Annotated in this window: 24 protein-coding genes and 1 pseudogene; 4 read left to right on the top strand and 21 right to left on the bottom strand. The window is 28.9% G+C overall.

Features of this window, described 5'->3' with window-relative positions; all coding sequences use genetic code 11:
- Positions 1-61: 61 nt before the first annotated feature.
- From AB8B23_RS11985 to mnmA, 19 genes are all read right to left on the bottom strand, one after another.
- Positions 62-502, bottom strand: a complete 441-nt coding sequence (locus tag AB8B23_RS11985) for a CARF domain-containing protein (protein ID WP_419950794.1) — start codon at positions 500-502, stop codon at positions 62-64.
- A gap of 134 nt (positions 503-636) precedes the next feature.
- Positions 637-1359: a CRISPR system precrRNA processing endoribonuclease RAMP protein Cas6 gene (gene cas6 / locus AB8B23_RS06080; protein WP_369713876.1), complete on the bottom strand. Its 723-nt coding sequence runs from the start codon at positions 1357-1359 to the stop codon at positions 637-639.
- A gap of 1 nt (position 1360) precedes the next feature.
- Positions 1361-1678 (bottom strand): hypothetical protein, encoded by a 318-nt coding sequence (locus AB8B23_RS06075; RefSeq protein ID WP_369713875.1) that lies wholly within the window; start codon positions 1676-1678, stop codon positions 1361-1363.
- Positions 1679-1698: 20 nt separating this feature from the next.
- Positions 1699-2904 carry a type III-A CRISPR-associated RAMP protein Csm4 gene (gene csm4 / locus AB8B23_RS06070; protein WP_369713874.1) on the bottom strand — a complete coding sequence of 402 codons (1206 nt, stop codon included), beginning with the start codon at positions 2902-2904 and terminating at the stop codon, positions 1699-1701.
- A gap of 58 nt (positions 2905-2962) precedes the next feature.
- Complete coding sequence (gene csm4, locus AB8B23_RS06065) at positions 2963-3484, bottom strand: type III-A CRISPR-associated RAMP protein Csm4 (RefSeq protein ID WP_369713873.1); 522 nt, start codon at positions 3482-3484, stop codon at positions 2963-2965.
- A 126-nt stretch (positions 3485-3610) separates the two neighbouring features.
- Entirely contained in the window at positions 3611-3736 is a 126-nt protein-coding gene (locus AB8B23_RS06060) for a hypothetical protein (protein ID WP_021744919.1), read from the bottom strand.
- A 33-nt stretch (positions 3737-3769) separates the two neighbouring features.
- A complete protein-coding gene (gene csm2, locus AB8B23_RS06055) occupies positions 3770-4114 on the bottom strand; it encodes a type III-A CRISPR-associated protein Csm2 (protein WP_039901562.1) in 345 nt (114 codons plus the stop codon).
- A 399-nt stretch (positions 4115-4513) separates the two neighbouring features.
- On the bottom strand, positions 4514-6676 hold the full coding sequence (locus AB8B23_RS06050; protein WP_369713872.1) for a M13 family metallopeptidase: 2163 nt from the start codon (positions 6674-6676) through the stop codon (positions 4514-4516).
- 342 nt (positions 6677-7018) lie between these two features.
- A complete protein-coding gene (locus AB8B23_RS06045) occupies positions 7019-7834 on the bottom strand; it encodes a MetQ/NlpA family ABC transporter substrate-binding protein (protein WP_021744916.1) in 816 nt (271 codons plus the stop codon).
- A 48-nt stretch (positions 7835-7882) separates the two neighbouring features.
- Complete coding sequence (locus AB8B23_RS06040; RefSeq protein WP_369713871.1) at positions 7883-8689, bottom strand: MetQ/NlpA family ABC transporter substrate-binding protein; 807 nt, start codon at positions 8687-8689, stop codon at positions 7883-7885.
- Positions 8690-8743: 54 nt separating this feature from the next.
- Entirely contained in the window at positions 8744-9388 is a 645-nt protein-coding gene (locus AB8B23_RS06035; protein ID WP_196808138.1) for a methionine ABC transporter permease, read from the bottom strand.
- 44 nt (positions 9389-9432) lie between these two features.
- The gene (locus AB8B23_RS06030) at positions 9433-10506 is read right to left on the bottom strand and encodes a methionine ABC transporter ATP-binding protein (protein ID WP_369713870.1); all 1074 of its coding nucleotides are present in this window, start codon (positions 10504-10506) and stop codon (positions 9433-9435) included.
- A gap of 213 nt (positions 10507-10719) precedes the next feature.
- Entirely contained in the window at positions 10720-11451 is a 732-nt protein-coding gene (locus tag AB8B23_RS06025; protein WP_196808137.1) for an amino acid ABC transporter ATP-binding protein, read from the bottom strand.
- 51 nt (positions 11452-11502) lie between these two features.
- On the bottom strand, positions 11503-12159 hold the full coding sequence (locus tag AB8B23_RS06020; RefSeq protein ID WP_369713869.1) for an amino acid ABC transporter permease: 657 nt from the start codon (positions 12157-12159) through the stop codon (positions 11503-11505).
- A 2-nt stretch (positions 12160-12161) separates the two neighbouring features.
- On the bottom strand, positions 12162-12950 hold the full coding sequence (locus AB8B23_RS06015; RefSeq protein WP_369713868.1) for an amino acid ABC transporter substrate-binding protein: 789 nt from the start codon (positions 12948-12950) through the stop codon (positions 12162-12164).
- A gap of 286 nt (positions 12951-13236) precedes the next feature.
- Entirely contained in the window at positions 13237-14226 is a 990-nt protein-coding gene (locus tag AB8B23_RS06010) for a DUF3829 domain-containing protein (protein ID WP_369713867.1), read from the bottom strand.
- Positions 14227-14315: 89 nt separating this feature from the next.
- Positions 14316-15260, bottom strand: coding sequence for an AEC family transporter (locus AB8B23_RS06005; RefSeq protein WP_369713866.1), 945 nt, complete (start codon positions 15258-15260; stop codon positions 14316-14318).
- A gap of 309 nt (positions 15261-15569) precedes the next feature.
- Positions 15570-16265, bottom strand: a complete 696-nt coding sequence (locus AB8B23_RS06000; RefSeq protein ID WP_369713865.1) for a M15 family metallopeptidase — start codon at positions 16263-16265, stop codon at positions 15570-15572.
- A gap of 313 nt (positions 16266-16578) precedes the next feature.
- A complete protein-coding gene (gene mnmA / locus AB8B23_RS05995; protein WP_369713864.1) occupies positions 16579-17673 on the bottom strand; it encodes a tRNA 2-thiouridine(34) synthase MnmA in 1095 nt (364 codons plus the stop codon).
- A gap of 1152 nt (positions 17674-18825) precedes the next feature.
- Here mnmA and rpsP point away from each other — a divergent pair.
- From rpsP to AB8B23_RS05975, 4 genes and pseudogenes are all read left to right on the top strand, one after another.
- Positions 18826-19095 carry a 30S ribosomal protein S16 gene (rpsP, locus tag AB8B23_RS05990; RefSeq protein WP_021744905.1) on the top strand — a complete coding sequence of 90 codons (270 nt, stop codon included), beginning with the start codon at positions 18826-18828 and terminating at the stop codon, positions 19093-19095.
- A 704-nt stretch (positions 19096-19799) separates the two neighbouring features.
- Positions 19800-20024, top strand: a pseudogene (locus AB8B23_RS05985) (transposase); the annotation flags it as partial.
- A 214-nt stretch (positions 20025-20238) separates the two neighbouring features.
- The gene (locus AB8B23_RS05980) at positions 20239-21501 is read left to right on the top strand and encodes an aspartate kinase (RefSeq protein WP_369713863.1); all 1263 of its coding nucleotides are present in this window, start codon (positions 20239-20241) and stop codon (positions 21499-21501) included.
- Positions 21502-21567: 66 nt separating this feature from the next.
- Positions 21568-22767: a homoserine dehydrogenase gene (locus tag AB8B23_RS05975; RefSeq protein ID WP_369713862.1), complete on the top strand. Its 1200-nt coding sequence runs from the start codon at positions 21568-21570 to the stop codon at positions 22765-22767.
- A gap of 61 nt (positions 22768-22828) precedes the next feature.
- On the opposite strand, the gene AB8B23_RS05970 is transcribed toward AB8B23_RS05975, so the two are convergent.
- Positions 22829-23593, bottom strand: coding sequence for a Fic family protein (locus tag AB8B23_RS05970; RefSeq protein ID WP_369713861.1), 765 nt, complete (start codon positions 23591-23593; stop codon positions 22829-22831).
- Positions 23594-23807: 214 nt separating this feature from the next.
- Positions 23808-25556 carry a 1-deoxy-D-xylulose-5-phosphate synthase gene (locus AB8B23_RS05965; protein ID WP_369713860.1) on the bottom strand — a complete coding sequence of 583 codons (1749 nt, stop codon included), beginning with the start codon at positions 25554-25556 and terminating at the stop codon, positions 23808-23810.
- Positions 25557-25678 lie beyond the last annotated feature (122 nt).

The following is a 25678-nucleotide window of genomic DNA, read 5'->3' as shown; positions in this document are numbered from 1 at the left end:
TATCCCTTTTTAATAACTCTAGACATGTCGGATATTCATATTTTTTTAATAATTATTTTATCTAATTTTTTGCTAAAAGTCTTGAATATTGTCTTAAATCAGGAAATAATATTCTATTTGTTCTAAATTCCTCTATATTATCAAAATTATTTTCTTTCTCATTGTTCACTTTATAACTATCATTTACGACTTTTGATGTATTTCCTTTTCCTTCAGGAGTAGCCACTTGTATCGGAATAATATTTATATTTATAGCATCAACTGTGTACATCACTAAATTGCTAATCATTTGGGCAGTTCCCGATGTTACATTTACCAAAACTTCCGCATTTGGATGTTCTAATTTTATTCTATTAAATGTTTCATTTATTTTATTAAAATATATATCAAACAAATGTGCATTACCAATATCAGTCTTAATATATTCAAATATTGGGTTATAATCTTTCAAACTTTCCTTTATCGCTTTTTCATAAATTTTATTCTCATTTCTTTTTTGCATTTTAGAAGTTAAAACTAAATATATTTTTTCAGGCCTATAATAATGTCAAATATGAAGTATAGGCCCATCATAATTACCTCTAATTTCCTGCAAATGTTAAAAGTACTCTTTCTTTATTTTCATCAATATTCTTATTATCCATTTTTTATTCCTCCCATTCCCAATGCTGTTTTTACTCCAAGTCCTGTATATTCAGACACTTGCAATAAAAAATTCAGAAGTTGCCAAAGAATTGCATCTTTACTTTTTATTCTAATTTTTATATTTCCAATAAACCCTTTAATCCTTACATTTTCCAAAAAGAAATATCTAGTTCGAAAATTATATTCGTCAATATACACTTTTTTCAAAAGTTCATTTATCACATTTTCATCTTCCAACTTAATTGTATCCGAATGTTGATTTATTTTATTTATTACTCCTAGAAGTAATGTTGAAATATTCGGAAATATTTGTAATACTCCATTTGATTTATGAGTTGTCGGAGTTAAAAAATATATTTTATTTTTCTTCTCATCATTAAAAAACAGTTCATCAAAAGATGTCTTTTTCATAGAAACTGATTTTATAAATACTTCAATTTCCTTTTTTTCCAAATAAATATTTTTTACATCATTCTCTAAAAAGTATTCTATTAACATTTCGTAAGCATTTTTATTAAAGGTCGTTATCCTCCAAAATATTTTTCCACTTTCCATATCTTTATAAATACATGAAGTATAAGGATGTGTTTCATTATAATGTAAATAATCCGCATAAGCAGAATCGATACTGCTCATCAAATATCCATGAAAAAGCGAACTCATATTCACATCTAACCCATTCCCTTCAATTTCCATTTCTATTTTTGCAAGCATCTTATTTCCCCACTTCCTTTTGAGATATTTTCCTAATTTCAACTAATCCTGCTAACTTCGATTTTAGTTCTCCATTTTCTTTAATCTTTATTCTATTTAACACTCTTGGAGAAAATTCATCATCTATTAAATGATTTAATTTTTTATCACTATTACTCTGATATAAAAGTCTTTTTACAACATCCAATCTATTTTTCTCATTTCCAAATAATGCATGAATAATTGTTTTCTGATGAAAACCTATATTTGCTCCTAATATTAAATTTTGACTACCCAAATCATTAGGTGTTTCCAAAGTATTCTTTATTAAATAATTCATAGCTTTTTTTAGAAAATTTATCAAATCATTTCATTAAAATAATTTATTTTTAATCTGGTTTCTGAAAGCAATTCAAAATCTAAAGTAATGTCAAATATAAATCTAGTTTTTGGATTAATATATTCTCTAATTACAGGCATTGGTTTTACTTGATTATTTTCTTCTAACTTTTCATCATAATCTTTAAAAAAACAAAAATTTTCATTTTTTGTATTATAGGTATCTGATATAGATATTTCAAACTTCTTAGTTTTCTCATCATTTTCCTTTAATATACGTTTTGTTAGAACATTTTTTTCATTTCTAATAATTATTTTTTCTTTTTTATGGAATATTTTATCCTCTATATTCTTAACCACATTACTAATTTTACTTTTTATCTCATCCATATCCTTTTTTTTAGTTTCATTATTTATTTTTTTTATTATGCTATATATGTAACTTATCTCATCCTTAAATTCATTTCTATTTCTTATAATATAACTAACCAATAAAAGATTTACCAAAGCCCCTTTTATCGAGCTTCCTTTAATATATGAAGTTCCATTTACATTTCTATTTACCAAAGTAATCCCATTTTTTGTATTTAAACTTTGCTTATATTCTTTTTTCTTAAATTCATTTATATTTCTATATATTCCATTTTCCTTTAAAAATTTACTCAAATCATATTGTTTGTTTTCTTTTACATTGGCTTGAGTTTCAATATAAGACAAATATTTTTCAAAATAGCCTTTTTCAGTTAAAAATTTAATAAATTTATTACTATCTATCAGTATTAATATTTTTCTATCTTTAGCATAAATATATTCTTTCTTATTCAATTTCGACTTATAATCAGTCCCTGCAATATACACAGGCGTCAAAACTTCCATCTCCATTTTATATCTAACTATCTTTCCCATTCTATAAATACTATGATTTCCATGCAATTTCAAATCTGCCAATCTTCCTGTTGGTTTAAAATTCAATACTGCTCCTGAAGAAATCATGTAAAGTTGTTTTCTTTTTTGTGGATTTTCACTATATTTAGGACTATTTACAAATCCACTTCTTTTTATCAATTGATAGCCATTTTCTTTATTTTTTATTTTTTTAATTTCATCTTTTTGTGGCAAATATGACGACAACAGTAAATATTTATCACTTTCCTTATATAAAGATTCATTTATAAATCTATCATCCTCTGACTCAATTATATCAAAATATTCTCCATCAAATATCATAGCATCATCTGTGATACTAAATTGTCCATATCCAGCACTTTTTTCCCACCTATTCCTGTCAACGACAAACTTTCCAATACATTTTCAAATTTTTCTTGCCATTTCTCTGGTAATTACACAATAAAATAAAGTCCTGAATCTTTATTAAATCTAAAAACTTCAACATTATATCGTTATCTATTTCAGGAAAATTTTTTCTTGTTTCCAGAAACTCAAAATATTCATTTAATCTATTTGCAGGAATATAACTTAACTTTTTCACCTTTTTTCTATCTACAACTTGCTCATTTTCATCATTACTTTGTTTTCTTTCAATATCATTCACAAATGGCTTTGGAACATAAAAAACCGTTTCCGTCTTCATTTCTTTAAAAGGCAACAAATCTGATACTTTAAATTCATCATTTTCTGTTAATTGAAATAATTCTCTATCATGTTCGCCAAATATTCTAATATATTCAGCATAAAAAGCAGAATAAAAAACATCTGAACTTACAGTTGTGTCTGTCAATTCTAAAGAATTGTTCGCACCAACATGAATTCCGTTTGGAAATTTTAATTTATATATTAAATAAGTCATTATTCTCTCCTACTTTCCAAATATTTCACTATATTTTCAATTTCTGATTTCAAATATTCTATATCATCTTCATTTTCTTTTAAGTATCTCATTTTCCCTTTTAATGAAGATCCTGGTATTATTGGTTTATTCGTTAATTACAATGTTATCTACCGCTCCTATCGCCGAAAAATCTCCAGATGTTCCTCTATGAAGTCCTGTTAAAACTTTTATTTTCCCTGTTATAATAAATTTTCCTTTTAATGTATTCATAACTATTTTTCACTCCTATTTTTTATTTTTAGTTTATCCAATATAATATTTCACATATGCTACTATTTCTTCTAAATAACGATAAAATATATCAAAATCTTCTTTGGTTTTTATTTTTTTCAATCTTTCTGAAATTTCAAATTTTTTATCAAATTCCTTTACTTTAGATTCTCTACCACATTGATATGTATGCTTTATTAAAAGATATTTTACATCGTTTAATAAATCATCTGATAATTTATCTTTTTTCTTTAATATCTTTGAAGATATTTTATTTTTTACTATTACTGAATTTGACAAAAGTTGTCTTAACTGTGTTGTTGTAACCATATTATTTTTATTTTCTTTTACTAATTCTTCCACTGTTTTATTTTCCATAACAAATTCCTTTCTAAATTTGTAATAAATTTCCATTTTATAACATAAATTGCAATATTAATTGCGACATTTTACCAAATTTTTTTAAAAACTAATTTCGTGTAAAAATTTCTCAAATGGCGTTGCTTTGTTGTTACTAACATTTTAACACGAAATTATCATGAGTTTTTACATTTTTTTAGTTTGTCGCAATATATTTTACAATCTATGATATATTAAAATAACTATTATTGTAAAATAAAGAAAGATTGCGATAGTTCCCCTTACTTTCTATAAAAAGAAAAAAGCCACCAAAACAAAATGGTAGCTTTTTCATTGAGGAAAATATGAGAAAAAATAGAATATAAAAAAACTATCTCAATATAGTCAAGATAGTTTTTGTTTTATTATTTAATTATTTTACCAGATTTTTATTCTATCTTCTGGGGCTTTATACATTTTATCTCCTGGTTTTGTTTCAAATACCTTATGGAAAGCATCAATATTTATCAATGTTCCATTTACGCGGAAGATGTTTGGTGAATGAGAATCTGTTTTTGCTAGATTTCTCAAGTATTCTGGTGTTGATTTTTGTCGCCACATTCTTGCAAAGCTTAAAAAGAATAGTTTGTTTATTGTGTCCGAATATGCTTTTGTAGAATTTGGATGATCTTTCATGTACATTTGTAATGCATCATAGGCAATGTTTAGTCCTCCAAGATCAGCAATATTTTCAGTCAATGTATATTTTCCGTTAACATATACACCGCCTCCAACTGAATATCTTGAAAACTGATCTTCCAATTTTTTTGTTGCTGCGTCAAATTTCATTTTATCTTCTTCTGTCCACCAGTTTCTCACATTTCCATCACCATCATATGAAGCTCCTGATACATCAAACGCATGAGTAAGCTCGTGTCCTATAACTGTTCCAATACCTCCAAAGTTACTTGCCATTTCTGATTTTCCATAATCGTAGAATGGAAATTGCAAGATTCCTGCTGGAAATACTATTTCGTTGCTCGTTGGTGAATAGTAGGCATTTATTGTATGGGGAGACATGTGCCATTCTGTTTTATCTACTGGTTTTCCAACTTTTTTCATATCTTCATTATATTCCCATTCACTTATTTTTTTCATCTGGTCATAAAGTGAATCATTGCTTGAAATTGTCATTTTACTAAAATCTCTCCATTTATCAGGATATCCGATTTTTACAGTAATTTTTGATAATTTTTCTAACGCTTTTTTCTTAGTAGCAGCGCTCATCCAGTCCAGTTTCTCAATTCTGTTCTTCATTGCTTTCTTAATGTAATCAACCATTTGCAACGTATTTTTCTTAGCTTCAGATGAAAAATTACGTTGAACATAGATTTTTCCGATAATTTCTCCAAGACTTCCATTTGTAAAGTTTAATGCTCTTTTTTCAAGTATTTCCCTTTCTTTCTGACCATTCAGATGTCTTCCAAAAAATTCAAAGCTTCTTTTTCCAAGTTCATCGTTTAGCACTCCAGTTGCAGAACTTATTAAGTTATATTTCATATAATCCTTGATTACACCAATATTTGCATCATTTACAAATCTATCAAGATTTTTATAATAATTTAGCTCAGTTATTATTACCTTGTCTGTATTTACATTCAGTTGCTTCAAATATTCTGCTAAATCTACATTTTTAGACAATGTTCCTAAATCGGTTACTTTTACAGGATTATTATATTTTTTTACATCATGACGCTCTTCATTTGTAAGCAACGTATTTGCAATCTGTTTTTCGAATGCAACTATTTTTTTAGCTCTTTCAAGAGTATCCGATTCTCCCAGATATTTCAGCATATCACTTACATATCTTGTATACTCTTCAAGTATTGCCCTATTTTCCCTTGTATCTTTCTGAAAATATTCTCTTGAAAGCCCAATTCCTGCGCTTCCTAGATATATAGCATTATTTTTCGAGTTATTCAAATCTGTTCCTACTCCCCATCCATAAAATTCAGAACTACCAGTCTTTGTAACTTCAACATTGTATTTTTTAAGATCGTCAATATTCTTTATGGCATCAATTTTTTCAAGATCATTCTTTATGGGTGTAAGCCCCTCCTTGTTTCTTCTCTCCATATTTGAATAACTGTCATAAATCGTTATTACTTTTTGTTCATCGGCAGTCAATGAAGATTTTCCTTTTAGCTCCCTTATAAGGTTTCGAAGAAAATCCTGATTTTTTTCATTCAGTTCGTAAAACGCTCCCCAGGCAGGCTTTGTGCTTGGAATTTGAGTCTTTTTATCCCAGTTTTCGTTTACATAGTTATAAAAATCCTCCTGTGCCTTGACATTCGTGCTGACATCTTCAAACATTGCCCTGTCATTATCCTTTACAAGCTTTGCCTGCTGTTTGGCATAAAAATTCCAAAATCCTTCAGGTCTTTTCTGTGGAACAGGTGCAGGCGTTTCCTCCTTATTCTCCGTTGCTTTCTGCACAGTCGTCTTTGATGCAGGTGCAACCTTGCCTTCATTAGCTTCATTTTCTGCATAAATTAAATTAACGCTGGCTAAAAATAGCGAAATTACAAGTAATTTTTTCATTCTTTCTTCATTTCCATTAAAATATTCAGAATATATTAGAATTAGCTATTAATCCACGACTACAGTATACGGTAAAGATGTTACATCAACTCATTCTAAATAATTCTAATAGATTAAGGAAAATTTCTCCTCTCCTTATTTTTTATATATTGATATTTAGATAACTAAAACTATCCAGCTAAAAGATGTCATATCTTATAACAATACCATATTATACATTTTTCTCAAATATATTTCAAGGATTTAAACAAAAAAAACATAATTTTTTTGATAGATTTATAAACATAATAAAAAAACAGCCCTAAAACTTAATTTAAGGCTACCTTTAGCTAAAAATATTTATTAGAAAGCAGGAATTACTCTACCTTCATATTTTTCTTCAATAAATTTCTTAACTTTTTCACTTTGCAGTGCTTTTACTAATTTTTTAACTCTTTCGTCATTTTCATTTCCTTTTAATACTGTAACAATGTTTACATAAGGCGAGTCTTTACCTTCAATCAAGATAATTTCATTTTTTGTAACTCCAGCATCAATTGCAAAGTTTGAATTTATGATTGCTCCTGCAACTTCAGATAATCTTGGTGCAATTTGTTCGTTTGATAATGTTTCAATTTTAATATTTTTTGGATTTTGAACAATATCAGCTGGTGTAGCATCTAATTTTGTATTATCTTTTAATTTTATAACTCCAGCTTTATCAAGCAGAATTAATGAACGTCCTCCATTTGTTGGATCGTTAGGAATAATTAAGGTATCTCCATTTTTTAAGTCGTTAATATTTTTTATTTTTTTAGAATATAATGCCATTGGCTCCAAATGAATATTTCCAACTGCTGACAATCCAATGTTATTTTTCTTTCCAAAATCATCCATATATGGAACATGTTGGAAGAAGTTTGCATCTATACTTTTATCTGCAAGTGCCTTATTTGGCTGAACATAGTCATTAAATTCAACTATTTCAAGTTCAATCCCTTCTTTTTTCAAGTCATCCTTTACCAAATTTAATAATTCTGCATGAGGAACTGGTGTCGCACCTACAACTAACTTTTCAGTTTTTCCTGATGCAGCTCCTCCTTTTGATTCTGTTCCTTTACTTCCACAAGCTACTAAAAATAGTGCTGTTGCTAATAATAGTGATAATATTTTTTTCATAAATACCTCCAAAAATTTTTTATTTATAATTTATTTTACAAACTTTTACTAAAATACTGGAACAATTACATCTTTATATTTTTCTTCCATATATTTTTTTACTTTTTCACTTTGTAGTGCCTTTAACAATTTCTGAATTCTAGGATCGTTTTCGTTCCCTTTCAATGTTGCAAGGACATTTGCATAAGGTGAATCTTTATCTTCTTTTACAAGTCCGTCTTCTTTATATGACAATCCTGCATTTAATGCAAAACTGCTATTTACAATTGAAGCAGCAACTTCAGGTAATCTTGGCGGAAGCTGTTCTGCTGAAAGCTCTTCAAATTTTATATTTTTTGGATTGCTTACAATATCTTTTAATGTTGCATCCACATTCTTGTTATTATTTAATTTTATAATTCCAGCTTTATCCAGCAGAATTAATGAACGAGCCAAATTTGTCGGATCATTTGGCAACAATATTGTATCGCCATTTTTTAATTCGTTAATATTTTTTATTTTTTTTGAATAAAGTGCAAGTGTAGGTAAATATATTTTCCCAACTGCTGTCATCTCAAATCCATTTTTCTTTCCAAAATTTTCCATATATGGAGTATGCTGGAATAAATTAGCATCTACTTCTTTTGACTGTAGCACTTTATTTGGTTGAACATAGTCATTAAACTCTACTATTTCAAGTTCTATTCCTTCCTTTTTTAAGTCATCCTTTACAAATTTCAAGATTTCTCCAGCAGGAATTGGTGTGGCAGCAACTTTTAATTTTTCAATTTTTCCAGAATCTTTTGAAGATTTTTCTGAATTTCCACAGGCTATTAAAAATAATGCTGTTACTAAAACTAACAAAATTTTTTTCATATAATCATCTCCCTTTTTGTATAATCTACAAAATTATTATTTTAATTTATTATGTTATGTTCTTTTTCTCTTATTCATAAGAGCTTTTACAATACTGTTACCGACAAACTGTATAATTTGTACAAGTACGATTATAACAATTGTAGCCTGCCACATTACTTCTGGCTTAGATCTTTGATAACCGTCAATTACAGCAGCATTTCCAAGTCCACCACCACCGATTGTCCCAGCCATCGCAGAATACCCAATCAGGCTGATTAATGTTAACGTCAAACCATGAACAAGTGCAGGCAGTGCTTCTGGTATCATCACTTTAAAAATAATTTCAGAAACTGTTGCTCCCATAGATTTTGAAGCTTCAATAAGCCCATCATCTACTTCCTTTAACGCTCCTTCTATAATCCTTGCTACAAATGGTGCAGATCCTAACGAAAGAGGAACAATAAATGCGACACTTCCATAAGATTTATTTACAAGTATTCTTGAAAGCGGTATTAATAAAACCATCAGAATTATAAATGGTATTGACCTTGTAATATTTACAATAATCATATCTAATATTTTATGAATTGTTTTATTTGGCTTTACACCCTTTTCATCAGATGTAACAAGCAAAATTCCAATTGGCAGTCCGATAATTAATGCTATAATTGTCGAAATAAATACCATATAAATTGTTTCCCAAAGGGGTTCAGCCATATTTTGAAATTGTAAAAATTTAACCCAGTCAAATCTTACTCTCATTATACCACCTCCGAATCTATTTTATTTTCTTTCAGCCATTCAATAATATCTTTTGCTTTCTCTTCATTTGCCGAAATTTCTATTAATAAATTTCCAACGATAATATCGCCTACTTTATCAACAAATCCACCTAGAATATTTACTTCAACATCATATTTACGAATAATTTTTGTAATATATGACTCGTTTACCTGTTCTTCGTTATATTTAAGGCTTAGACGTAATTTTCCATTATTTTCTTCACGGCTCTTTATCTCTTCTTCTGTTCTAAATTCTTCGTGTGAAATATTTTGTACAAATTCTTTTGCAAGTTCTGTTTTTGGATTTAGGAAAATCTCTTTTGTTTCACCTTTTTCAATAATTTGTCCATCTGACATAATTGCAGCTTTATTACAGATCTTCTTTATAACTTCCATTTGATGAGTAATCAAAATTATAGTTATTCCAAATTTTTTATTTATATCCTTTAACAGTTCCAAAATAGAATTAGTCGTTCTTGGATCAAGTGCTGATGTTGCTTCATCTGAAAGCAGTAATTGCGGATTGTTTGCTAATGCCCTAGCTATCGCCACACGTTGCTTCTGTCCTCCTGAAAGTTGTTCGGGATAATTTAGTTTTTTATCTGAAAGTCCTACAATTTCAAGTAGTTCATCCACTCTTTTTTTAATATCTCTTTTTTTCCATCCTGAAATTTGCAACGGAAAAGCTATGTTATCAGCAACATTTTTTGAATTTAGCAAATTGAAATGCTGAAAAATCATACCAGTTTTTTTTCTATATTCTCTCAAAAGTCTTGTATTAAATTTTAGAATATTCTTATTTTCATATCCAAGACTTTTTTTCTTTTTTTTATCAATAACTTCATGCCTTACAAGAATTTCTCCAGAAGTAGGTTCTTCTAACCTGTTAAGAAGTCTTATAAGTGTAGATTTACCAGCTCCACTAAGCCCCATAATTCCATATATATCCCCTTGTTCAATGTCAAGACTTACATCATTTACAGCTAGTAATTCTTGCCCATTATTAAGTTTATATTCTTTTACCAAATTCCTTATCTTAATAAAACCGTCCATATTTCACCTCTTTTTAATTTATTTTGCCTTATTTTTACTTTTCGTAGTTAAAAAGATTATATTATTTATTACTTTAAAAGTCAACTGTTTTAAATACTTTTTTATATTATATCATTTTTATGTTGTATATACAAGTAAAAAAGTAGAATTTTTAAAAAAAATTTATTAAGATTATAAAAGGGTATGCTTATGATACCCTTAAATTAACCTAGATTAACTATTTGTATTTAAAAATTCCTTTACTCTTTGAGAAGATGGATTTTCAAAAATTTGTTGCGAAGTCCCTGTTTCCAGTATTTTACCTTTTTCCATAACCACTACCCTATCTGAAATTTCACGAACAAAGTTCATTTCATGACTTACAATTAGCATCGTTATCTTTTGCTCTTTCAATTTTCTAATTATATCCAGTACCTCTTTTACAAGTTCTGGATCAAGTGCTGAAGTTGGCTCATCAAAAAGTAATATGTCTGGCTGTAATGCTAATGCTCTTGCTATTGCTACACGTTGTTTCTGACCTCCTGAAAGTTCATTTGGAAAACTGTTCATCTTATCTGATAATCCCACTAAATCTAGCATTTTTTTTGCAATAGTTTCTGCTTCTGATGTATCAATTTTTTTTACTAGTTTTAAAGTCTTTACTATATTATTTCTAACTGATAGATGAGGAAATAAATTAAAAGTTTGAAAAACCATTCCTGTTTTTAGCAGGATTTCCTTTTTAATTTTTTTATCTACATTTTTATCTGTCAGATTATTCCCCTCAATCAAAATCTCTCCTGACGTTATCGACTCTAAATCTACAATACAACGTAAAATTGTCGATTTTCCACTTCCAGAAGGCCCTATTAATGAGACAACTTCTCCTCTATTAATATGTAAATTAATATCTTTTAAAATTATATTATCGCCATATTGTTTTTTCAAATTTTTTACTTCTACTATTTTTTCATTTTTCACTCTTTATCTCCTAGTCCACTTTAATTTTAAAATTTCTTAAATTCTGACTTTATTTCTTTTCTCAATATTTTTAAACAATCTATCAACTGCAAAACTTAATACAAGATAAATGATAATTGCACAAATATATGGCGTAATATTATAGTAAATGTTTGCTAATTCCTTTGTACGCTTCATAACTTCGGTTACAGCGAGAACATAGATTAATGAAGTATCCTTTATAAGTGTAATTGCTTCATTTCCCAATGTTGGCAGTACTCTTCTTATTGCCTGTGGCAAAATAATATATATTATTTTTTGCCAGTAACTATAACCAAGAACTTTTGCAGCTTCATGCTGTCCTTTATCAATACTTTCTATTCCACTTCTCATAATTTCCACAAGATATGCTGCATAATTTATAATAAAAGTAATAGTTGCCGCCGTATATGGCTCTAACACAACTTTATATCTACCAATTTTCATAAGCGGTATTCCATAATAAACCACCATTAACTGAAGCATTAAAGGAGTTCCTCTAAATATCCAAGTGTAAACTGAAATAAAAAATTTTACTGTCTTATTTTTCCCTGTATATGCTAATGCTCCTAAAATTCCTAACGGGACGGAAAATAGGATTGTAAACACATACAATATTGCAACATTAGGTAATGTTTTTAACAATTCTACAAATATTGATAATGATTGATTCATTATTAATCTTTAAACCACTTTGAATAAATTTTTTGATAAGTCCCGTCTGTTTTCAATTCTTCGATAGCTTTATTTATAGCCTCAATTAATTTTGTGTTTCCTTTTTTAGCAGCAATTCCATATTCTTCTTCTCCATAGTTCTCACTTAAAATTTTATAAAGATCTTTCTTAGCCTGAGTTTCTTTTGTCTTTTTAGTATATTTTGCCAACACTTCATCTGCTACAATTGCATCAACTCTCCCTGCATCAAGATCCATAAATGCCTGGTCATATTGAGCATAAGTTTTAAATTCTTTAAATTTTTTATCCTCACCTGATTTTTTCACAGCTTCTTCTCCACTGCTTTCAGTTTGGCTTCCAACATTTTTTCCTGTTAAATCAGCTTTTTCATTAATGCTTGAATCCTTCTTAACCACTATAAGCTGATGACTTGTAAAATAAGGTTTTGACATTTCAGTTTCTTTTTTTCTTTCCTCTGTTATAGTAAGTCCATTCCAAATTAAATCAATATTTCCACCATTCAAATCTAGTATCTTTGAATCCCAGTTTATTGGCTTAAATTCAACTTCAGCACCCAACTTTTGAGCAACCGCTCTCGCCAAATCAATATCAAACCCCACAATCTCTCCTTTTTCATTTTTAAATCCCATCGGAACAAATGAATCATCAAGCCCAATCACTATTTTCTTAGGAATACCGTTAGCATTGGCTTTTTCTTCTTTTTCATCCTTCTGGACACTGCACATTAATACACTTAATGCAAAAATCATAAGCAACATTATTTTTTTCATTTCTACCGCCTCCTGCTTTCATTTATATACTAAAATTTACAAATTAATTTCTAAATATATTATAATAATAACATTTTTTTCGATATTTTGTCAATAATTATAATATATAACTTTTATATATTTCAATATATTTTATTTATGGTTAAATACTAAAAAATTAGAATAAAAAATACAAGGTGAGCGATTATTACCCACCTCTTTTATAGTTATTCAAATTTTTTTCATTTAAATATTAGCTTATTTTATTTAATAACAGTTTTATTATAAATAGAGTTTAGTACAAATTCTATCTTTGTACCATTAAAACATTAAACACATTTTCTAAATCTGTCTTTGAACTCAAAATATTACTTGCACTCATTACTACATCCTGAATATTTTGATTTTTTACGCCTGCTACCATTTTTTGCATATTTTCTGATAGCGTTTTTGAACTTTCCTTTATTTTTTTGAAATCTGACTCACTTATATTTTCTTTTTTAGCATTTTCTAGTGTTATTTCAGATACTGCTTTATATGCATTTTGAACGTTATTATTAGCTTCTTCTAATGTTTTTACTTCATTTTCATCAAAGTTTAGATTATTTTTTCCAAATGCTGTTTTTCCAAATTCATTTACGGAATTTACAAATTTTAAAATATTCAATTTTGCTGTTTTACCATCTTTTTGTAATTGATTCTCTATTTTTTGATTGATTATTTGAGCAATTTCATGTAATGAATTAGCAAAAATTTTGTGATTTTCCTGTCTATTTTGCAATACAACTTTATACTTGTCATTCAATTCTCCGACTTTTGCCAGCTTATCAGCTTTATAATCACCTTTTTCAAAATAATCGTTAATTTCTGTCAGTACCTTTTGTTCCTCTACCAATGAATTTATCAGATTTTCAGCATTTTTATCAATAGCTTCCATTTTTGGGCTTTTTTGCATTATATCAGTAATTTCTTTTATATATTCACCAATCAGGTTAATTGAACTATCCAAATTTTCAGTAAATGTCGGCACTTCCGAAATATTTTTTATATTTCCAGTTTCATTAAGAAATTCCTCTTTTTTTATCTCCATAAAAAATGTATTCCATTCTTCAGAATTTGGTACATCGCTTAATTTTGAATATTCATTATATTTTGCAATTTCCTCTGTTGAAATATCCCTTTTTACACTCGTTACTTTTACTTTATCCTTATCATTTTTGTCATTACCCTTGTTATCACATCCTACAATAACTAGCAATGCCATTATTCCAATCACTGCATATTTTTTCAATTTCATTATTTTTCCTCCAGAATGTTTTATTTTTAAAAATTTATGATTTTCGCAATACTCTGTTATTATACCAAATTTTTATTTATTTAACAAATTTATACTAATCCTGCAATTTTCAAAATATAAAGCCATCCTGTTAATGTAAAAATACTCATAATCGTAGTAATCATAACAGTTCCCGAAGTTACAGCTCCATTATGTCCCATTCCTCTTGCCATAGTAAATGAAGTTGGAGTAGTTGGACTTCCCAGCATTCCAAGCACAGCAACCAGCTTTTCATCCTCAAATCCAAATTTTATTGCTATTGGTAAAAATATTGCTGTAAGAATTAGCAGCTTGAATGAAGACGAAACTAATACAATTTTTATTTTTGAAAAAACTTCTCTTACATCAAAACTTGCTCCAAGTGCAAGTAATCCAAGAGGAGTTGCCGCTGCAGAAAATGTCGAAATTGATTTTTTCATAATTACTGGCTGCGGAATTTTTAACAATGCCCAAATCATTCCAGCCAAAATTCCAAGTATTAAAGGATTCTTCATAACTCCCTTTAACGTATTTTTTAAAACTACTCTATTCAATTTCCCCTGTTCTGGACTAAGTAACATCAAAATCACAACTGAAGCAACATTGTACAAAGGGACAGCTCCAATTACCATAAGAGCCACAATTTTAGCCTCTCCATACACATTCTGCACAAAAGCATAAGCAAGCAAAGCAGCACTGCTTCTGAATCCAGCTTGAATAAATTCCCCACGAATTGACTTATCCTTCAAAAAAACTGAAATAATACACATTATCATTATTGAAAAAAATGTTGCAAAAAAACAGAACATCAAATATTTCAAATCCCAGATTGCCGAAAAATCAGATAGCGACAATTCTTTAAACAAAAGTACAGGCAAAAGTGCCAAAAATACAAATCTATTCATCTTATCCGCAAATTCTAAATCTATAATTCCTATTTTCCTAAAGATATACCCAAGTATCATAATCAGAAATACAGGCATTGTTGCATTCAAGCAAAATATTAATTCTTTCATTTTCCTCCTTCATCTATATAAAAAAGGTCATAAATTCAATTTTATACTCATATTTTTATATTTATGTAATTTTATTGTCAAATAAAAGTAAATACACGACTAATAAAAATTAAACTATTCTAAAATTTTAAATCAATAATTATAATTTTTAGGTCTAATTTCTAAATAACACTATATTATAGTAAAAGTATAACACAATATCGATAAACAAACAAGGAAAATAAATTTAGAAATAAAAAAAGTACCTCTAAACGTTTTTATTATATAGTTTTTTGGTACTTTTTTATCTTTATATATAAATTTTTATAATTAAAAGTCAAAATGCATATAATCAGCTCTTGAAAATGCAGCTCCCCAGGTCCATCCCCTCTTAGAAAATGCTTTTACAACATCACCATCTGGAATAATAGAATAAGGATTTATTCCTGGTTCCCATTTTTTACCTACCAATACTTTTCCTTCAACATCCAGCTGAGGATTTTCATCAGGATTTATATCTATTGCACGGCCAGTACTATGAAGGCTTTTTAATCCATTAGGACGCCAATTATATCCTCCTAACGATTTAATAGGAAATTTTTCTGGCCCATTGTATATTTCAGTAAATATACTTTTTACATCTTCTGCTAATAAATTTAATACTTGTACTTTTGCCTTACTTGAAACTTTTTGTCCATTTTTTAATTTCCATATAGGAACTTCAACCCAAACCATATGTCTTATTGCGGTTTCATGAGAAGGATTATAATAAACATCTTGCAATTCTGCATCAATTCTTTCATGATATTCAATATAATATTCCCACATAGGATCATTAACAATTTCTACTTGTGGTGGTATCTGAATATTTTCGCTTTTTGTTTGTTTACTATCCGATGTATTTTTATTTTCTCTATTTCCTGATTTAAATATACCTTGTATTTCATTATAAGCATAAAGTTTATTCTCTATTGACATTATACTAAAAATAGTGAATATTCCTATTAAAAGCTTTGATTTTTTCAAATTTGTTCATCTCCTTTATTATATAAAATTAATATATTAATAAAATATTATTTATAAAACAAGATTATTCAGATTTGTAAAATTATAATTTGTATAATACAATTTTAGAGATGTTAGTATTTTAATTAGGTATAAACTTTTCTTATTATTAGAACAATCTTTATGTTATTATACTATCAGAACTATTAATTGTCAAGTAATTAAGAAAAATAAAAAAATGTTTTTGCGTTATCTTAAATAGTTATCTAATCTTAATTTTTAATTTATTTCCCATATAACTAATATTATATTTAATACCTTTATAAAATCTAAATCATTTTATAATTTTGTCAATAATTCCTCCACCAAGACAAACTTCACCATCATAAGCAACCACAATCTGTCCCAGCGTTACAGCCTTTTGCGGTTCATCAAAAATCACTTCATATTCATTTTCGTTAAGTTTATTAATCACAGCTTTTGTGTCTTTTTGTCTGTATCTAAATTTTACAGTACATTCTATTGGAAACTGTGCCTCATTTATAAAATTAAAATCTGTTGCAATTAATCCCTTTGAATAAAGTACTGAGTTATCACCTTGCGTTACAATCAATTCATTTTTTTCCAAATCCTTATCCACAACAAACCAAGGTTCTCCAGTTCCCTCCTTTGTATTTCCAATCCCAATTCCTTTTCTCTGTCCGATTGTGTAATACATAAGTCCATTATGATGCCCTAATACCTTTCCTTGCGTATTTACAATATTTCCACCCTTTGCTGGCAAGTATTGGGATAAAAATTTATTAAAATCACGTTCTCCAATAAAGCAGATTCCTGTGCTGTCTTTTTTCTTTGCCGTTGCCAAATTATATTTTTCAGCAATTTCACGAATCTGTGGCTTTGTGTATTCTCCTAATGGAAATAAAACTTTTTCCAGTTGCTCCTGACTTAACTGACAAAGAAAATATGTCTGATCTTTATTATCATCAATTCCTCTTAACATAGTCGATTTGATTTTCCCATCTTTTTCTTCGTGAGCAATTCTCGCATAATGCCCTGTTGCCACATAATCAGCCCCAAGTTTCATCGCATAGTCTAAAAATGCACGGAATTTGATTTCCTTATTACACATCACATCAGGATTGGGTGTTCTTCCTTTTTTATACTCATCTAGAAAATATGTAAACACTTTGTCCCAATATTCTTTCACAAAATTCACCGAATAATAAGGTATCTCCAACTGCTCTGCCACAGCAATCACATCCTTATAATCCTCTTCCGCCATGCAAACCCCATTTTCATTCTTCTCTTCCCAATTTTTCATAAAAACTCCAATTACATCGTAACCCTGTTCTTTAAGCAAAATTGCCGCAACGGAAGAATCAACTCCGCCAGACATTCCTAGTACTACTTTTTTTCTTTTTTTCATATTATTTCCTTTCCTCATACATCCAAAGTTTAAACTTCTTTTCAACAATATCCTATATCACAATATCATTTCATACTTAAATCCAAATCTATTATACTCTATATTCGTCATAAAATCAACTTCATAATTAAAAAATAATTAAAAATGTTTCTTTCTTAATATGGTTTTGGTAGACTTACATTATATCAGAAACCTTTCTTTTTTTTATATACTTTCGTCACATATGTATTGTCTCACAACAATTATTTAATAACAACCTCAATTTAATCAGATTCTCATTTTGAAATCAATTAAAAAGTGTTCTTTTTGTTTCATCCTTTTTTTATTTTTCAATTTTCTCTCCTTTGTCTTAATTGATACACAATGTTCCAAAATGTTAACCTTTAAAAAAGATAGTTTAATTTGAAGTAAAAATACATATATGAAGATGATTGTGATATATCATGGAATTGAGAAAATATGCAGGAATAGAAATAGACTTAGTGACAAAAATAATATTTCCTACTTTATAATGAAACTATCAGAACATATACTCAACTATCTTAAAAAAAATACAATAGACCTGTTCGATAACTTATAGTTCAAAATTATCAGATTTTTTCTCACCTGTAAAGACTTTTTTTAATTTTCTTCCAAGCTTCCGTTTGAACAGCAGTTCAAACTATTTATCGTAAAGGTTTTTGAAACACTCTTTAAAGTTTATATCTAAAGAGCAGATAACAGCTTTTTGGATTCAGATGAAAAAAAGTAAAAAATTTTAAAAGAACAGTTATTACTATCTTTGGAAATGTTACTTTTGAATGTCATAAATATGCAGATAAAAAAACAAGTTCACATTACTGTATTAATAAATGCTGTAGATGGATTTCTAAAAATCTAATTTTTACTATTCTTTCAAATATCATCATACTATAACCTCATTTTTTGCAAAGATTTATGATGTTTGTATAATCTTGTCAATTCTTCTTTATCAGCTTCTTCCCTAAGATATATCAATAATATTATATATACTATGTTATTCTATATTTTTTTTTTGCGTTTATCATACTGTAAAGAAAAAAAACTTGACAACTTTCAAAAAATTGAGTATAATCATATTATACTTAAAAATAATAAATTTTCAAGTTATTAAATAAATGGAGGTAAAATACAATGTTAAAATTAAGATTAACTAGATTAGGAAGAAAAAAAGTTCCTTTCTATAGAATAGTTGCTATGGAGGCTTTATCAAAAAGAGATGGAAAAGCAGTTGCTTACTTAGGAACATTCAACCCACTTTCCGAAGAAGAAAAACAAGTAGTATTAAAAGAAGAAGAAGTTTTAAAATACTTATTACACGGGGCTCAACCAACTGAAACTGTTAAAAGTATTTTAACAAAAGCAGGAGTATGGGCAAAATTCCAAGAAGCTAAGAAAAAATGACTATAAATTAGTATCTTAAATGTGAAATTTTCATATTTCTCATAGTATTTACCCTAGTCCTTAGGGTAAATTTTTTATTATTGAATTTAGTCATAGTCAATTGAGTACTCAAAGCGTATAAAATATATCTCCCCACTATGCAAGTGTAGAAATGTAAGTTTACAAAAAAAACAGCTTCCTTTATAATGGAGTTGTTTAAGCCATTTAATAAAGGAAAGGCGTTTATATAGTTAATAAGACTAACCTATCCTATCTCATACTAAAATGTATGTGTAAATATCGTATATATTTACACCTAAGTACAGACAAAAATTGTATACAGTCAATACAGAAAAAGCATGGGAAAAATTTTAAGAAAATCATAATGAGTATAAAGAAGTCGAAATAATAGAATACCATCTGAAGAAAGATCAAGTACATACACTGGTAAATATATAGTAAAACTTATACAAAAACGACCTAAAAATACGGTATAATAATATTACAGCATATGAAAAAGATTTATAGAAAAAAAATTTTAAATTTTTATTATGAAAATCGAAAAATAAAAGTGTTATTTCAATTCAACATAAGTTCCAGCACATTGTATGGATAGACAAAGCTTAAAAAGACATAGCTCATAATTTCAATATGCTTGAGGAAGCAGTTACTTCTGTTTTATTTGATAAGATAGTTCTGTTTTGAATGGGTTTTACTATACTACCAAAATAAGTGTATCAAGTTTTATGGAATATTTAAAAGGAATATGCAAACTTAGAATATAAATTTGGAAACAAACATTTCTGGTCAAAAGGATATCATGTGAGTCATGTGAGTATAGTAGACTTAAATAAAGTAACAAAAAAAAATATATAGCTGAACAAGAACAATATGATATAGCGATAGACAAGTTAAGTATACAGGAATATGAAGACTCTTTTAAAAGATAGTAACGAATCAAATATAACAGTAGTTTGAATGTGGTTACAAACATTCTCTTTAATCGAAGTAGAAAATCCAACGACAGCCGTAGAGCAAACTACTCTTTTGAAGAGTAATATTGACTTAGAATATGTTATTCTTTGCTTATGAAAATATTGAAATTTATGAAAAAAAATAGTATATTATAGAGTAGTTAAATTTTATGAAAAAATAGGAGGTAATATGGCTTTAATTATACAGAAATATGGCGGAACTTCCGTTGCAAATGCCGAGAGGGTAAAGGAAGTGGCTAAAAGAGTTGTAAAGTATAAAAAGGCTGGACACGATGTAATCGTTGTTGTTTCTGCACCGGCTGGGAGGACTGACGAACTGATAAAAAGAGCTTATGAGTTGTCAGATTCGCCAAATAAACGTGAATTTGATATGCTTTTGACTTCAGGGGAGCAGATTTCGATTGCATCACTTGCAATTGCTGTAGCTGATATTGGAGAAAAGGCTGTTTCACTAAATGCTTTTCAAGTTAATTTTAAAACGACATCTGTGCATACAAAAGCTAAAATCATTGACATTGATACCCAAATTATACAGGAAAAACTAGACGAGGGAAATGTAGTTGTGTTTGCTGGATTTCAGGGAATTACAGAAAATAATGAGATTACTACGCTTGGACGTGGTGGTTCTGATACAACCGCTGTTGCATTGGGAGCGGCTCTTAATGCTGATGAAGTGGAAATTTACACCGATGTTGACGGAGTTTACACGGCTGATCCGAGAATTGTAAAAAATGCAAGAAAGCTAAAAACAATTTCATATCAGGAAATGTTGGAACTGGCTGCCTCAGGGGCAAAAGTGCTCCATCCAAGATCAGTCGAAATTGCTGCCAAATACGGTATAAAGATACATTTACGTTCATCATTTGATGATTCTACAGGAACGATTGTCCAAAGGGAAGAGGGATTTGATGAAATAGGAAATCAAAACATTGACACAAAAGGAGAAGCTATGGAAAAAGTAAAAATCGCAGGTATCACATCTTCTAAAAACGAAGGAAAAATCACACTTTTTGGAGTGCCTGACAAACCAGGAATCGCTGCAAAAGTATTTTCCAGACTGGCAAAGGAAAAAATCAATACTGACATAATTTTACAAAGTTCAAGCAGAAATAAAGAATTAAATAACATTTCATTTACTGTAAAAAGCGACGACTTGAAGGAAGCTGTTGCCATTTCAGAGCAAATAAAGGAAAAAATTGGAGCGGAAGGTGTTTCTTTTGAAGAAAAAATCGCAAAGGTTTCTGTCGTTGGAATCGGATTAAAAAGCCATTATGAAACTACATCTGAAATTTTTGACATCCTTGCTGAAAATAACATAAACATTGATATGATTTCTTGCTCTGAAATTAATGTTTCGTGCATTATTCATGAAAAATATATAGATAAGGCTGTAACTGCACTTCACAAAAGATTTATCGAAATTGATGATTAATGAAGAATGAAAAGGACAAAAAATAAAACAAAAAACAGATAACCGAAAGGGAGGACTTTAAAAAGTATGAAAATAGGAATTATTGGATTGGGAACTGTCGGAGAGGGAGTTCTTAAAGTATTAACAAACGAAAAGGAAAGCATTTTTGAAAAATCAAGAGCCGATATTAAAGTAAAATATGCCTGTGATTTAAACATTAACCGTGATTTTTCTTTTGATTTTGACAAATCAATCCTTATAAACGACTATAAGAAAATCTTAAACGATCCTGAAATCAAGATTGTTGTGGAGCTAATCGGTGGAGAAACTATCGCAAAACAAATAATTATCGAGGCCTTTGAAGCTAAAAAAAGCGTTGTTACAGCAAACAAGGCTTTAATCGCAAAATACGGAGTGGAATTATTCCAACGTGCAAAACAAAATGGCGTGTCATTCCTGTTTGAAGCTGCTGTTGGTGGAGGGATTCCTATTGTAACACCTTTGATGGAAAGTCTAGTTGCAAATACAGTTACTGAAATTCGTGGAATTATGAACGGAACTTCAAATTATATTTTGACAAAAATGAAAGAAGATAATTTATCATTTGATGAAGCACTAAAAATTGCTTCTGAAAAAGGGTATGCGGAAGCTGATCCTACTTATGATGTAGATGGAATTGATGCAGGACATAAAATAAATATTCTTGCCTCACTAGCCTATGGAGGTTCAATCAAGTTCAAAGATATGCAATTATCAGGAATAAGAGAAATCAGCACAGTTGATATCTTTTCAGCAAACCAACTAAACTCAACTATAAAATTAATTGCAAGCTCAAAACTTTTATCTGATAAATCAGTACAAATTTCAGTAGAGCCAACATTAATTCCAAACAGTGAAATTTTAGCAAAAGTTGATGATGTTTACAATGCGATTGAAACAACAGGTTCTTATACAGACAAAACTTTATTTTATGGAAAAGGTGCAGGAATGGATCCAACTGCATCAGCTGTAGTTGCAGACATCGTAAAAATTGTAACAAGAAACCATATTGAATCAGATTATTTCTTTAATTCTACAAAAGTATTTGAAATTGTGGATTCAAATACAGTAAAAGATTCTTACTATATAAGAGTTTCAGATGATTTTGATATAGAAAATTCGCCATTTGAACTAATAAATCAAATTGAAAATTACTATATCATCTTAGCAAATAATATTTCAAAAAATGAAATTAATGAGATTTTGAAGGATGCAAAAGAGAGGCTAATATTGAGAGTTATGAAATAATATATTTTTATAATTTACATAATTAAAGGGGTATTTTTATGCCCCATTTTTTGTATTTTTATTATTTTGTTTCTTTTTCTTTAAATGAATTTATAAAATCAATTCTTTCTTCACATTTTTTAGCAACAAACTGTATAAAATCAGTCCAGTCACCTGTTAGTGAACCTTTTTCCAGACTTTCAAAATAAATTGCTCTTTCCGACTTTTCAATAATTATCGGAGGATAGCCATTTTTCATAAGTTCAAAATTTAAAAGCAGTCTGGAAGTTCTTCCATTTCCATCTAAAAATGGATGTATTTTGACAAATTCACCATGTAAAATAGTTGCTCTTTCTATCGGATGCAACTCATTTGCCTCATTTCTATACCATAACATTAATTTTTCCATTTCAGGGAATATCATGTAAGGCTGTGGTGGAATATGCTCTGCACCGCTTATATAGACTGGGACTGTTCGATACTGTCCCGGATTTATATTTTCAATGCCTTTTGTTACTAAACTATGAATATTTCTTATCTCTTTTTCTGATAGTTCCGTATCATCTTTTATAATTTCTTCCAAATAATAAATGGCTTCAGCATGCCCTATTATTTCAAGATGTTCTCTCATAGTTTTCCCACCAACAGTTATCCCTTCTTCCAGCAGAACTTTTGTTTCCATCAATGTAAAAGTGCTTCCTTCAATTGCATTGCTGTTGTATGTCCATTTTATTATCAGATCCTTTCTTAATTGTTTTAATAAATGTTCATTAAGTTTTATTTTTTTGTATTTATTTAATTTTTTATCTATTTCTTCAAAATTTATTTCATATTTTTTTATTTTCATATTATTCCTCGCTTTATTATTTTAAAAATAAACTTGAAAATTATAACTATTTTCTCGAAACTTTTGTTTTATTTAACTTTTATAAACTTAATTTTATAAAACAAGTATATCAAATTTTTTTTTGAAATACAATTTTGATTTTTAAGAAAAAGAAAGAATATAAAAAAATCAGAAAATCCTTCAAAAAGTCATTTCTGATTTCATTTAATATAAATTATTTCACAATGTCTAAAATATCCTGTGTAATCTGCTCTTTCGTTAATCTATTACTCTTAAACGCCACATCTGGAGTCACTCTATCGGTAAATTCTTTCTTAATACCATAATTTAAGACTTTCATATCAGAAGCCCCGTAGAATCTCGCAATTTTTTCTCCAAATCCACCGTCAATTACACCATCTTCTAGTGTAACAACTAATTTGTGTTCTGCTTTTAATTCGTTTAACAATGTTTCATCAAGCCCTGAGGCATATCTTGGGTTAATTAATGTTGCATTGATTCCATTTTTTTTTAAAAGCTCTTTTACTTCTTTTCCTAATTTGTAAAAGTTACCTAACCCTAAAATTGCCACGTCTTTTCCTTTTTCAGTAACAAGATATTTATTTAGGTCGCTAAAGTCTTTTTGTACGTTCCCTGTATCTTCTGACAATTGAGACGGCACTCTTATTGCAACTGGGTGTCCTTTGTATTCGATTGACCAGTCTAGCATTGCGAAATATTCTTCTTTGCTTGTTGGAGCTAAAAATACGATGTTTGGAATATTTGACACTAATGAGATGTCAAACCAGCATAAATGAGTTACATCGCTCATTCCGCCTAGTCCTCCACCGAAAATAAGAATGGTAGATGGATTATTATTTATTGCCAAATCTTGTGAAAGCTGATCATAAGTTCTTTGAATAAATGTACTGAAAACTCCGTATATTGGTTTTCCGCCATTTTTAGCCATTCCAGAAATCATTGCTACAGCCTGTTCCTCTGCAATTCCAACATCACTAAACTGTTTTTCAAATTTTTCTCTTCTATCCTTTGTAAATCCTAAAACAGTTGGTGTTCCAGAAGTTACAACAGCTACTGCCGGATCTTTTTTCATTTTATCCATCAAAAATTCAGCAGTATCGTTACTTAGCCCGCCAGAATAATTTACTTTGCTTTCTCCCGTTTTTGGATCAAAAGGCATTCCATAGTGCCAAGTTTCCTTATCCTTTTCAGCGTAAGACAGACCTTTTCCTTTTTGAGTATGCACGTGAACAACTATTGGATGATCAATATCTTTTACTTTCTCAAAAACTTCTATCAAAGCTTCCAAATCATTTCCTTTATCCACATAAATATAGTCAAGTCCTAATGATTTAAAATAATTATTTTGAGCCTGTCCATTACTTTCTCTTAATTCTCTTAAATTTTTGTAAAGCCCTCCGTGATTTTCAGCAATCGACATATCATTGTCATTTGCAATAATAATCATATTTGTATTAAGTTCAGAGGCTACATTAAGCCCTTCAAATGCTTCTCCGCCACTAAGAGAACCATCCCCAATAATTGCAATTATATTTTCTTTTACACCACGTAAATCTCTCGCTTTAGCAAGTCCAGTCGCTAAACTCACAGATGTCGAAGTATGCCCGATTTTAAAGAAATCATGTTCACTTTCATCTTGATTGGTATACCCCGAAACTTCCGAATACCTATCCAAATCTAAAAATCCAAATTTTCTCCCAGTAATAATTTTATGCGGATAACATTGGTGTGAAACGTCAAATACAAATTTATCAACAGGTGAATTAAACACTTTGTGTAATGCAATTATTAGTTCAACTGCCCCAAAGTCAGGTCCCACATGTCCCCCTTTATTACTAACTCTGTGAAGCATTGCATCCCTAATATCCTGTGCCAATACTATTAATTCTTCTCTACTTAATTTTTTCAAGTCTTCTGGCGAATTTACCTTTTCTAATGCCATTTTTTCCCTCCTAAAGTTATTATTTTTCATTAAACCTATACCCAATTGTAACAAATATTATTTAAAATCTCAAATGATTTTTTCTTATAATCACTATGTCTTTTAGTGATAGTTAAATCTAA

This window comes from Leptotrichia sp. HSP-342 (assembly GCF_041199995.1).
GTDB lineage: Bacteria > Fusobacteriota > Fusobacteriia > Fusobacteriales > Leptotrichiaceae > Leptotrichia > Leptotrichia mesophila.
The sequence above is the reverse complement of the archived record's forward strand: the minus strand, read 5'-3'. Positions and strand labels throughout refer to the sequence as shown.